This window comes from Blautia hominis (assembly GCA_002270465.1).
GTDB lineage: Bacteria > Bacillota > Clostridia > Lachnospirales > Lachnospiraceae > Blautia > Blautia hominis.
This window is the reverse complement of the sequence record NQOF01000005.1, coordinates 382954-396793: the sequence shown is the minus strand read 5'-3', so window position 1 is coordinate 396793 and position 13840 is coordinate 382954. Positions and strand designations below refer to the sequence as shown.

At 47.6% G+C, this 13840-nt stretch carries 12 protein-coding genes; 10 read left to right on the top strand and 2 right to left on the bottom strand.

What is annotated here, in order from left to right:
* The first annotated feature begins 3 nt into the window (after positions 1–3).
* Positions 4–1944 (top strand): lysine--tRNA ligase, encoded by a 1941-nt coding sequence (lysS, locus tag CI595_RS18205; RefSeq protein WP_095175044.1) that lies wholly within the window; start codon positions 4–6, stop codon positions 1942–1944.
* 305 nt (positions 1945–2249) lie between these two features.
* Here lysS and CI595_RS18200 read toward each other — a convergent pair whose 3' ends face one another.
* The gene (locus CI595_RS18200) at positions 2250–3074 is read right to left on the bottom strand and encodes a C45 family peptidase (RefSeq protein ID WP_095175043.1); all 825 of its coding nucleotides are present in this window, start codon (positions 3072–3074) and stop codon (positions 2250–2252) included.
* Between the two features lie 435 nt (positions 3075–3509).
* Here CI595_RS18200 and CI595_RS18195 point away from each other — a divergent pair, with 435 nt between their 5' ends.
* The 3 genes from CI595_RS18195 to CI595_RS18185 all read left to right on the top strand — a co-directional run bounded on the left by CI595_RS18195 (position 3510) and on the right by CI595_RS18185 (position 5226).
* Complete coding sequence (locus tag CI595_RS18195; RefSeq protein WP_095175042.1) at positions 3510–3830, top strand: PadR family transcriptional regulator; 321 nt, start codon at positions 3510–3512, stop codon at positions 3828–3830.
* Positions 3827–4417, top strand: coding sequence for a class I SAM-dependent methyltransferase (locus CI595_RS18190; protein ID WP_095175041.1), 591 nt, complete (start codon positions 3827–3829; stop codon positions 4415–4417). Before CI595_RS18195 ends, CI595_RS18190 begins: the two co-directional genes overlap by 4 nt.
* A gap of 77 nt (positions 4418–4494) precedes the next feature.
* Positions 4495–5226: a creatininase family protein gene (locus CI595_RS18185; RefSeq protein WP_095175040.1), complete on the top strand. Its 732-nt coding sequence runs from the start codon at positions 4495–4497 to the stop codon at positions 5224–5226.
* A 56-nt stretch (positions 5227–5282) separates the two neighbouring features.
* Here the strand turns inward: CI595_RS18185 and CI595_RS18180 are convergent, their stop codons facing one another.
* The gene (locus tag CI595_RS18180) at positions 5283–6758 is read right to left on the bottom strand and encodes an alpha-L-fucosidase (protein ID WP_095175039.1); all 1476 of its coding nucleotides are present in this window, start codon (positions 6756–6758) and stop codon (positions 5283–5285) included.
* 489 nt (positions 6759–7247) lie between these two features.
* Here CI595_RS18180 and CI595_RS18175 point away from each other — a divergent pair, with 489 nt between their 5' ends.
* The 6 genes from CI595_RS18175 to CI595_RS18150 all read left to right on the top strand — a co-directional run bounded on the left by CI595_RS18175 (position 7248) and on the right by CI595_RS18150 (position 13825).
* Positions 7248–8132 carry an AraC family transcriptional regulator gene (locus tag CI595_RS18175; RefSeq protein ID WP_095175038.1) on the top strand — a complete coding sequence of 295 codons (885 nt, stop codon included), beginning with the start codon at positions 7248–7250 and terminating at the stop codon, positions 8130–8132.
* A complete protein-coding gene (locus tag CI595_RS18170; RefSeq protein WP_095175037.1) occupies positions 8117–8788 on the top strand; it encodes a response regulator transcription factor in 672 nt (223 codons plus the stop codon). Before CI595_RS18175 ends, CI595_RS18170 begins: the two co-directional genes overlap by 16 nt.
* A gap of 244 nt (positions 8789–9032) precedes the next feature.
* A complete protein-coding gene (locus CI595_RS18165) occupies positions 9033–9953 on the top strand; it encodes an ABC transporter ATP-binding protein (RefSeq protein WP_095175036.1) in 921 nt (306 codons plus the stop codon).
* Positions 9946–10752, top strand: a complete 807-nt coding sequence (locus CI595_RS18160; RefSeq protein ID WP_095175035.1) for an ABC-2 transporter permease — start codon at positions 9946–9948, stop codon at positions 10750–10752. The genes CI595_RS18165 and CI595_RS18160 overlap by 8 nt, the downstream gene beginning before the upstream one ends.
* A 19-nt stretch (positions 10753–10771) precedes the next feature.
* Entirely contained in the window at positions 10772–11665 is an 894-nt protein-coding gene (locus tag CI595_RS18155) for a sensor histidine kinase (RefSeq protein ID WP_095175034.1), read from the top strand.
* A 147-nt stretch (positions 11666–11812) separates the two neighbouring features.
* The gene (locus CI595_RS18150; RefSeq protein WP_095175033.1) at positions 11813–13825 is read left to right on the top strand and encodes a DUF2264 domain-containing protein; all 2013 of its coding nucleotides are present in this window, start codon (positions 11813–11815) and stop codon (positions 13823–13825) included.
* Positions 13826–13840 lie beyond the last annotated feature (15 nt).

The window sequence follows — 13840 nt, the reverse complement described above, 5'->3', positions numbered from 1 at the left end:
AAAGTGGCAGAGCAGTCAAAGAATGTACAGGAGCAGGACATCAACCAGTTATTGAAGGTCCGCCGTGAAAAATTAGCTGATTTACAGGCAAACGGAAAAGATCCGTTTCAGATCGTCAAATTTGATGTGACCCATCACAGCCAGGAAATCAAAGATGCTTTTGAGGAACTGGAAGGAAAATCTGTAACTATGGCAGGGCGCATGATGTCCAAACGTGTTATGGGCAAAGCATCCTTCTGCAATGTTCAGGATTTACAGGGTAACATCCAGTCTTATGTTGCACGTGACAGTATCGGACAGGAGTTCTACCAGGATTTCAAGAAAATGGACATCGGTGATATTGTGGGCATCACAGGCGAAGTCTTCAAGACTAAGACAGGTGAGATCTCCATCCATGCTTCAGCGGTGACACTGCTCTCCAAGAGCCTTCAGGTTCTTCCGGAGAAGTTCCACGGCCTGACCAACACAGATTTGCGTTACCGTCAGAGATATGTGGACCTGATCATGAACCCGGAAGTGAAGGACACTTTCATCAAACGTTCCAAGATCATCAGCAGTATCCGTAAATACCTGGACGGACAGGGATTTATGGAGGTGGAGACACCTATGCTGGTGGCAAACGCAGGCGGTGCTGCGGCAAGACCTTTTGAGACGCATTTTAATGCGCTGGATGAGGATTTCAAGCTGCGTATTTCCCTGGAGCTGTACCTGAAGAGACTGATCGTAGGCGGCATGGAGCGGGTATATGAGATCGGACGAGTATTCCGCAATGAGGGCCTGGATACCAGGCATAACCCGGAGTTTACGCTGATGGAGCTGTATCAGGCTTTCACAGACTACAAGGGAATGATGGACCTAACAGAGAACCTGTACCGCCATGTGGCACAGGAAGTCCTGGGAACCACCACCATTACTTATAATGGTGTGGAGATGGACCTGGGCAAACCTTTTGAGAGGATCACTATGCTGGATGCTGTCAAGAAGTATGCCGGTGTTGACTTCAATGAGATCCATACACTGGAAGAGGCCAGAGCCGCTGCAAAAGAGCACCATGTAGAGTTTGAGGAGAGACATCAGAAGGGTGATATTCTGAGTCTGTTCTTTGAGGAGTTTGCAGAGGAACATCTGATCCAGCCTACGTTTGTTTGTGACCATCCTATTGAGATCTCTCCGCTGACCAAAAAGAAACCGGAGGATCCGGAGTATACGGAGCGGTTTGAATTCTTCATGAACGGCTGGGAGATGGCAAATGCTTACTCTGAGCTGAACGACCCCATTGACCAGAGGGAGAGGTTTAAAGCCCAGGAAGCACTGCTGGCACAGGGTGATGAAGAGGCCAATACAACGGACGAGGATTTCCTCAATGCCCTGGAGATTGGTATGCCTCCTACCGGCGGTATCGGATTCGGAATTGACAGGATGGTCATGCTGCTCACGGATTCGGCTGCGATCAGGGATGTGTTGTGCTTCCCGACGATGAAGAGCATTGGCGGTTCTGACGCTTCTAAAAAAGCTGCTGCATCGGAAAGAACAGTGGCTGCCGAGGCTGAGAAAGCGCCGGAAAAGATTGATTTTTCTAATGTAAAAATCGAGCCACTTTTTGAAGAGATGGTAGATTTTGAGACATTCAGTAAGTCTGATTTCAGAGCTGTTAAGGTAAAAGCTTGCGAGGCTGTACCGAAGAGCAAGAAGCTTCTGAAGTTTATTCTTGATGACGGAACAGATGCTGAACGCGTGATTTTAAGTGGTATTCACGAATATTACGAGCCGGAAGAGCTGGTTGGTAAAACTTGTATCGCAATCACAAACCTGCCTCCAAGGCCGATGATGGGAATTGCTTCTTGTGGAATGCTGATTTCAGCAGTACATGAGGAAGATGGCAGAGAAGGTCTGAATTTATTGATGGTAGATGACAGGATTCCGGCAGGAGCGAAGCTGTACTAAGAGGCTTTGAAAATAAGTATCTGAGTGGTGAAAAGTGTACCATTGTACCAACCAGAACAGAAAATATGTAAAGTTATGTAGATTTAGGGAAATAGAAACGATTTTTTATTCAATCCTCAGAGGTATAGTGCTTCTGAGGATTTTTTAATGTTAGGGGAATAAAAGCAGAGCTTTAGAATATTTAAAAAACCCCTGTTTTCATGCGCTGACGGAAAGGTTTGTGTATACTCAGACGCAGAGCGGGGTCGGGCTGAGAAAGTCCTGCAAGGAGGAGGACTGCCCGGTCACGGGAGTCCTGGGCAATCTCACTTATATAATCGAATAAGATCCTTCACAAATATTTCTCCATTAGTAAATTGAATTTTGTTATTACTTAAAAATCCCTCCAATGATTGAATTGTTTTTTCCATAATAGAAATTTTCCATTTTTTCTTTAGATCTTTTTTAAAACTGATATAAATTTCATTTTTTGATGGATCATACACGATTGAACACAAAGTATTTTCCTGACTAGTTTGACTTAAAACTTCAAAGGCTTCATTTATTCCAAACCTATGAATATTATTGTCGATATATTCATGAGCACAGATATATCTGTCAGCACCTATACCATATACTTTATTATAATTCGCTTCCTTAAAATCCCCATTAGGAAAATTTGTCATAATAATAAAATCATTATGGATAGGGGTTACTATATTTGTGTCATTTCCTTCTTCCAGAATGACTGCATCACCGGTTTTATCAGCGATTATAGTATGTAACCCTAAATCCGGGTATAATGGGTTTCTGGGATATGAGAGTACTCGATTATTAAGAACTCCGGAAAATTCAGATGTTCTTCTTGTTTTCTTTAGTGCTTCATCAAAAATATCAAAAGCAGTCCAATCATTTTCGTCACAACTTGATCTAAAACCTGAGCCGTATTTTACTGCTTGCGTACAGATAAAAAGACCCTCACTGTTAAATCCGGCGATATCCCTGTATTGATTACCTGCTAAGGCTGCAAAGTAAAATAAGGTCATATCATTATAACCATTGACTTTTAGCTGTAGATCAATTTCCTCAGTATCAAAATTCATACCGTAAATAGCTTTTTCTTGACTGTATACTGCAAAACATGTGCACATTTTGAAACCTCCCTTTAATAAATGGCCCGGACTGATATGATTTGCATTCATACAGTGACACATTAGGCCATTCTTCACAAATTTAAAATTGCTTAATTATATCATAGTTAAGAGTATAAATAAAGCACTGTATATTACTCCCTGCAATTATAGTGGACGGCCCGTCACTATTCACGGCCACTGTCCCGGGAAGCGTTTTCATGCCGGAAGCAAGAAAATCCCGAGGCGGCCGGCGCGCTATGGGGCAGAATGCTCAATATCTGTGCATTGCAAAGCGTATTACTGGACACGGAGTGAGCAGTAACGACGGCCCTTGCCGGAGATGATACTTGCTTCACGACAAAGCGATGCAAGGGTTCGGACGTTATGGCTTGAATACGGTGTTGTCAAGTGTTATACTTATATTACACTAAACGTAATAAAGAGGGAAAGAGGATGCGCGAATGCGGAAATGAAACATTAACAGAGATCTCATATTTAGTGCTGTTAGCCTTCTACAGACCAAATCACGGGTATGGAGTCATGCAGTTTCTGGAAGAGTGCACGCATGGCAGGGTGAGGCCTGGAGCGGGGACCTTATACGGGGCGGTCAATACTCTGATAAAGAAGGGATGGATCGCATTATATGACCGGGATGAGAGAAGAAAGACATATTTGATCACAGATAAGGGAAAAGAGATCCTGGAAAAAGAGGTGGGGAGGTTAAAGCAGAATTTAATATTGGGACAGCAGATCATGAAAGGCGGAAGAGGATGAAGGACAACAAAACAATTGACTATTACGACCAAAATGCACAGTCTTTTGTGGAAAACACCATAAATGTGGACTTTAAAGATCTCCAGGACGATTTCCTGTCGTGGCTGCCAAAGGCGGGGGCGATTTTGGATTTTGGCTGTGGTTCAGGGAGAGATACCAAATATTTTCTTGAAAAGGGATACAGAGTAACCGCCATTGACGGTTCTGCCGTATTATGCAGGATGGCATCAGAATTTACAGGGATTGAAGTAAAGCAGATGATGTTTGATGAGCTTAATGAGCAGGAGGCTTATGACGGTATCTGGGCTTGCTCCTCTCTGCTTCACGTCCCGGCAGATGAGCTGAGGGATGTATTGTTAAAAATGGCGGCAGCTCTGAAAGATTCCGGTATTGCCTATATATCTTTTAAATATGGCGAATATGAGGGGGAGCGCAGCGGCCGTTTTTTCCTGGATATGACGGAGAATAGTTTCCGGGAATTACTTGCGGAGATTCCGGCATTCAAAATAGAACAGCAGAAGATTACCACAGATACCCGCCCTGACAGGGATGAGAAGTGGTTGAATCTGGTTTTACGGAAAGTGTGAGCAGGTAAGTAAAACACAGATCACATAGCCCGTTAGATAATTCGGACAGCAGACAGAAACCAGGGAGGGATTGCTAAATGACAGAAAAAGTTTTGTACGAGGAATTATGCCCCGCGGAATTTCAGGAGCGGCTGCAGGCCTGTCCTGTGGCTTATCTGCCGCTGGGGACTTTGGAATGGCATGGGCCTCATCTGCCCCTGGGAGCGGATGGGATCCAGTCACAGGAATTGTTTATGCGGGCGGCACGTAGAATTGGCGGGATTGTTCTTCCAAAGCTTTTTCTGGGGCCGGACCGGTTTTACAGGGACCCGGAGAGGGAACTGTATGGGATGGATATCTGTACAGGGGGCACCATCGTGCCTTATGAAATGCAGCAGCTTCCGGGAAGTGCGTACTGGATGCCGGATGAAGAATACCGCCGTATGATCCTGCGCATTGGAGCCAATCTGTCCAGAGCCGGATTCACCATTCTGGCAGCCCACGGCCATGGGCCGTCTATCCGGCAGTTTGCGGCACTCAAAGAGGAGCTGCGGGATACGTGCGGCTTGATCGGGGTGACTGCCTTTGACTTCGTGGAGGATGACAGACTGAGGTTTCAAAATGACCATGCGGCAGCCAATGAAACGTCCATTACCATGGCGGTAAGGCCGGAACTGGTGCAGCTTGAGCGGATCCGGGACGGCGGGGAGCAGCCTGTCGCTGTGGCAGGAGCGGACCCGAGAACAGATGCTTCCGTGGAGTATGGAGCGGAAATACTGGAGGCAAACGTGGATGCTCTGTGCCGGGGCATTGAACAGCTTTTGAAATAAGAACAAATATCCTGCCGCACAGTCCGCTGGGACGGTCTGTACGGCAGGATATATCCCTATCTCATTGTGATCTTAAACACCACAGGTTTATCGGTTCTGACATTCCGGGTTTCAATCTCCAGTCCGTTTTCCGTACGTTTCCATACCGGATTCTCCTCAAACCCCAGCACATCCACAGCGTCGATGATGCCGTGGAATTTCGGAAGACAGGAGGCATCCTGCTCTGCCAATGATTTTATGGATATGTGCCCGTCATGGGGATAGTTCAGGCAGATGGCATACAGGTGAGATCCGTTCACGGTGAAGCGGAAATCCTCTTTTGTAAAAACCTTATCCTTTCCATCCGTGAACTGCCCTTCCTCCACCACAGTGGGACCTTCCGCCGCGGTGCGCCAGACATGGGAGCCATAGATCGCTTCCCCGTTGGCTTCCAGCCATTCCCCAATCTCAAGAAGGATAGCCGTATCTTCCGCCGATATGGTCCCGTCCGCTTTGGGACCCACATTCAGAAGTAGGTTTCCGTTTTTGCTGACCACGTCTGCCAGGTCACAGATAATATCCTTTGCCTTTTTGAAATCATTGTTTTCTGTATAACACCAGGAATTTTTCGCAATAGCCGTGTCGGTCTGCCAGTAAAACGGCTGGACATTTGCAAATTGTCCCCGTTCAATATCTACAAGGGCGGTGCCGAACATAAAGGCATCATGTTTGTAGGCAATGAGGACTTCCTCGTTCCATTCCACTGCCCGGTTGTAGTAATAAGCCGCTATTTTTTGGAGATATGGTTTGGCGCTGCTGTGCTGGATCCACCAGTCAAAATACAGCTCTTTTATTTGATAGCGGTCGATCAGTTCACAAGTCCGGACCATCCAGTCCTCCAGGAAGTCTTTTGTGGGAACCGGTTCACTGAACAGGTCCTGATGGTCACCCTCCGGCATGGCGGGCCAGTAAAAGTCCCCTTCTTTTTCCGCTTCTGTGATATCACTCTCAAAATCCTTCCCGTGTCCCATAAAGAACCAGTGCTCTATGCGGTGGGTAGAAGCGCCGTTTATAAGCCCTTTCTTCTCCATTTCCTGAGTCAGTTCCCCGAGTACATCGCGTTTCGGTCCCATTTCGTAAGCGTTCCAATGGGAAATGTCACTGCGGTACATCTGAAAGCCGTCATGATGTTCTGCCACAGGGACAACATATCTGGCGCCTGCTTTCCGAAACAGGTCAGTCCATGCGGAGGCGTCAAAATTTTCGGCTTTGAACATGGGGATAAAATCTTTGTAGCCAAAATCTTTCTGGCTGCCATATACTTGCTGGTGATGGCGGAATTCAGGACTTCCCTGAATATACATATTTCTGGAATACCATTCATTTCCAAAGGCGGGAACACTGTACACACCCCAATGGATAAAAATACCGAATTTGGCATCTCTGAACCACTTGGGAGTCCGGTGCTGTGACAGAGAATCCCAGTTGTCCCGGTAAGGTCCTCCGGCGATGACATCTTCAATCTGCTGTAAATAAGCTTTTTTACTGTACATAGGCAATTCTCCTTTAGATGGCCATATTTTACTGTCGCCGCGTGTGCAGCTATCTGTCATTATTGTAAAACAGTGATAAGCAAATAAGAAGACAGAGCAGCGTCAAGTTCTATAGCGAAATGTCGTTATTTCCAGGTGACAGTTCAGCCTTCCACTGTCCCGCGAGGCGTTGTCTTGCAATTGCAAGGCAATCCCGAGGCAGTCACGCGCCAGACTGCGGTTTGTGGAGTCTGTACCCTGAAGGGCAGAACTGTGCATGCTTTTGCTGCGGTGAAGCCGGAAGGCTGAATAGTAACATTTCCAGAAAAACTGTCCTATAAACAGAGAAACAGTTTCCATATCTCTGTCAATTCGGTATAATATAGGGAACGTAACTGCTCAGCATCTCGGGCCAGCGCAGCAGAAGCCCGGTCTTAATGGATACTTAGCAGCGCTTGCCGAGAGCAAGTCCAGATACACTCCGGGAAATATCCCAAAAGGAGAAGAACAATGGCGGATGTAAATTATAAACTCAGCCTAGAGGGCATCCAATTCCATATAGTGTCCGTTGGAAGAGGAAACACCGGACATATCAAAATGCATTCCCACAGTATTGCCAGTTATGAGATCCATTATATAGAATCAGGACAGGGCGTGCTGCGTCTTCGCAGAGATGAATATACGCTGAAAAAAGGGACTTTTTATCTGACAGGACCGGGTATTGCCCATGAACAGATCACAATATCCGAGGAACCTATGAGGGAGATCGTAATGTATTATACGGTTCCCCTGGTCTGCGGGGGCGGGGAGAACCGTAAAAGCCATATAAAGAGAGAGGCATGGCTGGAACAGCTTCTCAGCCAGCGGTTCTGGATCGGTGAGGGGCCACGGGAGGTTTGGGAGCCGTTTAAGCGGATCATCAGCGAGATACAGGAAAAACCGCCGGGGTACCGGACACTGGTGCCATTTTTGGCCGGCGAGCTGTTCATTTCTCTGGGAAGGCTGTATCAGACAGGGACCATGGATACCGGTGATACCTATGTTCCCTGCTCGGATGAGGTAAAGTACCTGCAGATAGAGCGGATCTTTCTGGATGACCCGGTGCATATCACGATCCAGAAGCTGGCAAAGGAGCTGGGGCTGAGTGTGCGCCAGGTACAGCGCCTGATGAAAAGCCATTACGGCATGACTTTCCGCCAGATGCAGATGGAAAATAAACTTGAACTTGTATGCCGCATGCTTGAGGAGAAGGAAAATTCCCTGGAGAAGATAGCAGAGCGGTCCGGGTTTTCTTCGGCGGATTATCTTGGATACTGTTTCAAACAGAAATACGGTATACCGCCCGGAAAATACCGGAGGAAAGAGGAGGATAGTGTTTCGTGGCAAAAATACTGATCATTGAAGACGATACAAATATAAATAATATGGTCTCAGAATATCTGAGCGGCAATGGATATGCGTGTACACAGGCATTTTCAGGGAGTGAAGGTTCTCTCAGATTCTCCATGGAAGAGTTTGATCTGATCCTTCTGGATCTTATGCTCCCTGGTATGACAGGTGAGGAGCTGATCAGAATGTTTGCGGGAAAGGTCCCGGTCATTGTCCTTTCCGCGAAAAATGAGCTGGACAGCAAAGTGGAACTGCTCACCGCAGGGGCTAATGACTATATCTGCAAGCCCTTCGATCTAAAAGAACTGCTTGTGCGGGTCCAGGTACAGCTCCGCTCCCTGCCTGCCTCAAAACTGCCGGATGCCCAGACAGAACTGCACTATAAAGACTGGATACTTGACCCGGAGACCCGGGAAATGACGGCAGCTGGTCAGCCCGTGGAACTGACACTGCACGAATTCCGCATACTTGAACTACTGATGAAGCATCCGAAGAAGGTATTTACAAAACAGCTCATATATGAATATGCCTGGGAGGAGGAGTATTTTGTGGAGGACAAGACCATCAATGTCCATATCAGTAATATCCGCTCCAAGCTGAAACCGAGCGGGACGGATTCGTATATACAGACTGTCTGGGGAATGGGCTTTAAACTTTCTTAACCTTTTCTTTTCGTTTTTTACAATCTATGCCTTTATACTTGAGTTTGTAAAGAGGAACTGCTTTTGCAAGACAAAATGCAGGGAAAGAAGAGAGAAGGTAACTATTCAGCAGGTCTGCGCATTCACTGCGCTGACTGTAAGAAAGTGTACCACGGCCAAGCAAAAATCCCATCGCCAAAGGCGATTCTGCATGGGTTTTTGCCTGTAACCGTGAGGGTGCTGAACAGTTAAGAGAGGAGACAGAATGAATACAGATTATGCGGTAAGAACCCACGGCTTAACAAAATTTTACGGGCAGAAGCCGGCTGTGGACCATATTGATATGAATGTAAAGAAGGGGGAGATCTATGGATTTATCGGACGAAACGGAGCCGGAAAATCCACAACGCTGAAAATGCTCTGCGGCCTGGCACATCCCACGGAGGGAGAAATTTCATTATTCGGCTCTCCGGTATCTGACCAGACTGCCAGACGCCGTGTAGGAATGCTCATAGAGAATGCGGGCCTTTATCCAAACTGCACAGCCAGGGAGAATATGATACTGAAGGCCCAATGCCTGGGACTGGTGAATATGGACAGCGTGGACCGTTTTTTGAAGCTCATAAATATGGCGGATGCGGGAAATAAAAAGGTTAAACAGTTTTCCATGGGCATGAAACAGAGACTGGGGATCGCAATGGCCCTTCTTGGCAATCCGGACCTTTTGATCCTGGATGAGCCAATCAACGGTCTGGACCCGGAGGGGATCCGCGAAATAAGGGAATGCCTGCTGAAACTAAATAAGGAAGAAGGAAAGACCATCCTCATCAGCTCCCATATCCTGGGAGAACTGAGCAAAATAGCCACCCAATATGGGATCATCAAGGACGGGCAGCTCATTCGGCAGATGACAAAAGAGGATCTGGAAGAGCAGTGCCGTGATTACCTTCTTGTTGAGGTAGAACACGCAGAGCGTGCAGCCGCAGTGCTGGCGGAGAACATTCCGGATGCTTCCTATGAGGTATTTGCGCAGGGGAGGATCCATATCTATGATTATCTGGACAGCGGTAAAGTTACCACACTTCTTGTGCAGAACGGGGTCACAGTGTTTTCCTGCGGGCTTCATCAGATAGACCTGGAACAATATTTTCTTGAACTTATGGACGGAGGTGCAAAAAATGCTTAATTTACTCAGAATGGATCTCAGAAGGATGTTCCGGGGGAAGGCGGCCTATGTGTGCCTTGGTATCCTGGTATTTACAACGGTGTTCACCTACACACTTATGTATGTGATCCAGGACCCGGGGATGCGGGAATTTCTAATAAAACATGGCATGACCATCACGGCCACATCGGGAAATATCAAAGAGTCTTTGAATTCCACGTCCCTTGTGGAACTGTTTCACCAGACCAATGTCAGCGGCGGATTACTGCCGGTTATATCAGGAACCGTGGCTGCGCTGTTTATCTGTACGGATTTTGACAGTGGATTTATTAAGAATATCCTGTCTGTACATGAGAATAAATGGGATTATATACTGAGCAAAAGTGTCTGCCTTTTCCTTGTAAACCTGTTCTTCATCACAGTGACATTTCTGACAGCACTGGGTCTTAACGCTGTATTTGGTGGGTTCTTTTTCTATAACAAGGCAGTTGATATGCTGTTTTATGTTTTTTGCATCTGGATGGTCTCTAATGGATTCAGCGCGCTTATACTGATGATCTGTATGATCACCAGGAGTAAGGCGGCCGGAGTGGCCGGGGCTTTTATACTGTGCAGCGGGCTGGTCGTGCTGCTGGTCAGCTCTCTTCTGAACCTTTTCGGTGCGGGGGAGATCATGAACTATACGCTGTATATGAATCTTGCAGAATGTCCGCTGGGATATGATGGGTTATCTACACTTCGTCCGGTTATTGTTGGAGCGGTCTTCTGTATCATCTATGCTGCAGCCGGAAAAGTGATTTTATCAAAAAAGGATATCTGATTCCTGATAGGAGGGTTTTATGCTTCTGCTGATCGTGGTGCTCATAATATTACTTATTATAATGTTTCTGACATTGCTGCATTATCGCCGGGAGATTGTGCGGCTTACGAGACAGCTTGACGTTATTGAGGACGGAAGCCAGATCGAGTTGTCTGCCTCGGTCCGGTCTAAGGAATTTATGGCGCTTTATCAGAAGCTTGAGACCCTTCTCGGGACCTTCCGTGCCAGCCGTTTCCGGTATGAAAAATCTCAGAAACAGTTAAAGAAGACCATATCCAACATTGCGCATGATATCCGTACTCCCCTCACCAGCGCTGCGGGGTACCTGCAGATGCTGGAGGAGTGCCGGGACATGGATACCCAGAAGCGGTATATCTCCATTGTCCAAAGCCGTCTTGATGAGCTGAAAGAGATGCTGGAAGAATTGTTTCTATACACAAAGCTCACAAATGAGGATTTTGTCTTAGAGTGCAGCCCTACCCCGGTATATCCTGTGCTGTGTGACGCTATGGTGGGTCTGTATCATGTGTTTGATGAGCAGGGGGTGGAGCCGGAGATCCAATTCGATGACGAATCGCTCCTTGTTTTGGCTTCACCGGAAAGTCTGGGACGGATATTCCGCAATCTGATCAATAATGCCCTCCTGCATGGCGCAGGGGGACTTTGTGTTGTCCAGAAAGGGGACCGGATCACCTTCTCAAATCCTGTGGAGAACCCTTCCGCCATTGACCCGGATCAGATGTTTGAACGGTTCTACAAGGCTGACAGTTCCAGAAAAAAAGGGTCTTCCGGTCTGGGACTGGCTATAGTCAGTGAGTTGATGCGGAGGATGGGCGGAGTTGTAAAAGCTGAGATCCATGGAAACTTTCTGGATATAGAATTGACGTTTTCCCTGGCGGACAAAGAGGTTTGACGCCCGGGGCATGGCTCCGTATGTAATTTGCAATATTTTGTATAAGAAATAAAATAAATTAAAATTGGTTTGGTGTTATTATCTTAGAGCAGACAATAAAGGAACCGGGGCAGCTGGCCGCGGCCCCGGTTTGGCAAGGAGGACAACGTGAGATTTAAGATCAATACACCAGATCATGAGAAGAGTCCCTACACAGGAATGACGAAAAGGCATTGGGTAGATGCCGCACAGTTTCTGCTGGATGGGATATTTTCAAATATTACGGATTTTGACACGCCTGTGTACTGTCCGAGGACGGAGTTTACAGTCAGCTATCCCAATGAGGGAAGCCCGGAGTGGAAAAAGTATGCGGCGGGATTTGAAGGGCTGGCCCGGAGCTTTCTGATAGCTGCTCCCCTTCTTCACAACAGACCGGATGCGGTTACAGCAGGGTATTCCGTTAAGGATTATTACAGAGAACATATCCTTCGTGCAGTGACAAAAGGAACCGGGGATTATATGCTTTCTTACAGGGAGCTGGAAGCATTGTCAGGTGAAAAGGAACACTGTTTCCAGCACACCTGTGAGTGCGCGTCCCTGGTGATCGGGCTGTGGCAGTGCAAAGAGATTATATGGGATACCTATACCCGGCAGGAAAGGGATAGGATAGCAGGGTATCTGCTGGAATTTGGAAATGCCAGGACGGTTCCCCACAACTGGCGCCTGTTCAATATGCTGATCCTGGGTTTTCTTTGGAGCCAGGGGTATGAGATAGATGAAAATAAGATGAAGGACCATGCGCAGGTCATCCTTTCCTACTATGCCGGAGACGGGTGGTACAGAGACGGGCACCGGTTTGACTACTACAGCCCCTGGGCGTTCCATGTGTATTCAGCGATCTGGAATGTGTGGTATGGGTATGAAAAGGAACCGGAAACAGCGGAGCGATTTGAGACCTATTCAAACAGCTTACTGGAAACATACGAGGGGATGTTTGACAGAGATGCCCATGTGACTATGTGGGGGAGGAGCGGAATCTACCGCAATGCGGCATCCGCCCCGTTTGCCTCCGTCTTCTTTTTGAGGGAACACCGGGTCGCGCCGGGATTGGCAAGGCGGATCAATTCCGGTGCGCTGCTCCAGTTCATTGAAAATGAGAAGGTATTTGAAAATGGCGTGCCCGTCCTGGGATTTTACGGGCAATTCCCGCCTATGCTCCAGGATTACAGTTGTGCGGAAAGTCCATTTTGGATGGCAAATCCCTTTCTCTGCCTGAATCTTCCGGATGCGCATCCCTTCTGGACGGAAACGGAGAGCAATGGGGACTGGGAAAACCTTTCGGAAGATTCCTATGCTTCCTATATCATGGACGGCCCCGGAATCGCGGCGTTCCATCAGGGGGCCAACGGGGCCGCGGAGTTCTGTACGGCAAAAAATGTCTTTCACCCTGAGGATGATTATATCAAAGCATACATCCGTCTGGCATTCCACAGCCGCTATCCATGGGAGGACTTTGACTACCGGGGAGCGGAGGCCATGCAGTACAGTCTGAGATATGACCGGGAGGAGCAGGTGCAGATCCCCAATATCATGCTGTACGCAGGAGAAAAAGGCGGGGTGCTTTACCGCCAGGAATATTTTGGGTTCCGGTATAATTTCCAGGGGCTGGCCTCCATGGATCTGGCGGATATTCCCCTGGCAAACGGCATCCTGCATGCAGACCGGATGAGGATACATGAAAAGCCGTTTACCCTTACCGTGGGAGCCTATGGATTTCCCGTGGAGGGAAAGACCGTGACAGAGAGAAGAACGGATGAAAATGCTGAGGCGCTGATCGTGAAAAATCAGGACAGGAGCCTGGCCTTTGTAAGTTATTGGGGATTTGACAGTATTGAGAGGAAAGAAAGAGTGGGAGTCAATGCTGTTTCAAAAAAGAGTGTCCTGCTGTACGGAAGGTGCAGGAGAGAAGAATACTACGAGTACAGACCTTACATGATGATCTATGCTGTCCTGACCGTGGAGGGGAGAGACTTCACACAGGAAGAGCTGTTTCCCATTGAGCGGATTGGGTTTGCCGACACAGGGAAATGCGGGGGCACAGGTCCGGTGGAGATCACCTTACGATCCGGCAGAGTGTTGCAGGTGGATTATGAGGGCATGGAAGGCAGACTGCGTTTATAAAAAGGACCGCTGTAC